The sequence below is a fragment of the uncultured Thiocystis sp. genome, assembly GCF_903866365.1.
In the GTDB taxonomy this organism is placed as follows: Bacteria; Pseudomonadota; Gammaproteobacteria; order Chromatiales; family Chromatiaceae; genus Chromatium.
This window is the reverse complement of the sequence record NZ_CAIPNF010000208.1, coordinates 1-1,531: the sequence shown is the minus strand read 5'-3', so window position 1 is coordinate 1,531 and position 1,531 is coordinate 1. Positions and strand designations below refer to the sequence as shown.

The window sequence follows — 1,531 nt, the reverse complement described above, 5'->3', positions numbered from 1 at the left end:
GGTCAAGCAACGCCTCTGTGGTGCGGGGATGCGCTGGAAACACCAGGGCGCCAAGATTGTCTTGAGCCTGCGCGCGCTCGTGCAATCCACGGGGCGCTGGACGCAGTTCTGGGACAAGATCGATCAGTTTGGTGCTCGGCCTTGCTAAGGCTACATCATTAAAAGGCAGCACCCCTCCAGCCAGCCGCCGTCGTCAGATGGACTGAGGAAAGAGGCGGCGCAGCCGCGTCGTCGCGGGGAAAAGCCGAGCGGAGGTCAAGCGGGTCATCCGGGAGAGACGTTACGGATGGTCGAGACCCCGGACGTGGTGATGGATGTGCGCCCGTCTGGGGTGTGCGTCTGCGGACGGGAGTTAGGCGAGCAGGACGCGGCGTTGAAGGAACGGCGCCAACAGATTGATCTGCCGCAGCCGCAGGTGGTGGTGACGGAGTACCGTCAATGGTCGGTGCCGTGTGCCTGTGGCCGGGAGCACTGTGAGGCGTTTCCGAGCGATGTCACGCCCGACGTCAGCGATGGAGCGCGGTTGAAGGACTATGCCGTTGCTTTGGTAGAGGGGCATTTCGTTAGCCTGGAGCGCGTGACGGAGATTCTGGCCGATCAATACGGTGTCAGTCCCTCGGATGGGACGGTGCAGGCGTGGGTGAAGCAGGCCAGTGAGCGGTTGGCCGATGAGTATGAGGCCACGCGCACGGCGGTTCTGGAGGCCGAGGTCGGGCACTTTGATGAAAGCGGGATGCGCGTGGCGGGAGCCCTGCACTGGCTGCATGTTGGGGCCTGCGAGCGCGCGGTGCATTACAGCATCCACCCCAAACGCGGCCAGGAGGCCATGGAGGCGGCCGGAATTCTGCCGTCTTTCAAAGGCTGTGCGGTGCACGACCACTGGAAGTCCTACTGGCATTATAGCGAAGCGACCCATGCCCTGTGCAACGCGCACCACCTGCGCGAGCTGCTCTATATGGCCGAGTCAACCGGGCATTGGTGGCCGGTGGCGTTGCGGCAGGTGTTGTTGGAGGGGTTGGAGACCGTCAAGCAGGCTCAAGCCCAGAAGCGCACGGCCTTAAATTCCGCGTTCGTCGCCGGCTTGCTGGCCCGCTATGACGAACAGGTGGCCAACGGGCTGGCGGTGTTTCCGGTCAGACCGCCAGATCCCGACGACAAGCGGCGCACCAAACAACACCCAGCCACCAACCTCCTGGTGCGCTTGCGCGACTACAAAACCGAGGTCTGGCACTTTCTGACCGATTGGCGCATGCCCTTCGACAACAATCGCGCCGAGCGCAACGTGCGCCCGGTGAAGGTCAAACTCAAGGTCAGCGGCGGCTTCCGCTCGGAGGCCGGGGCCAAGGCGTTCTGCATCCTGCGCTCGGTGTGGGAGATTACAGGGCGGTTCGTTTTAGCACTTCAATCCATGTCATTAGTTCTACTTTGTTAGCTTGACATAAGCTTATGATTTGCCAATATTATTTTCAGGGCAAAATTATATTTGGAAATAGCAGATCATGGCTAACGCGATTGGTAGCGAAACCGATGC

General features: G+C 61.1%; 1 protein-coding gene and 1 pseudogene. Both read left to right on the top strand.

Going from position 1 to position 1,531, the window contains the following annotated elements:
- A pseudogene (locus tag QZY07_RS11735) lies at positions 1-148 on the top strand (ISKra4 family transposase); the annotation flags it as partial.
- Positions 149-154: 6 nt separating this feature from the next.
- Complete coding sequence (locus QZY07_RS11730; protein WP_363184107.1) at positions 155-1,432, top strand: IS66 family transposase; 1,278 nt, start codon at positions 155-157, stop codon at positions 1,430-1,432.
- The last annotated feature ends 99 nt before the right edge of the window (positions 1,433-1,531 follow it).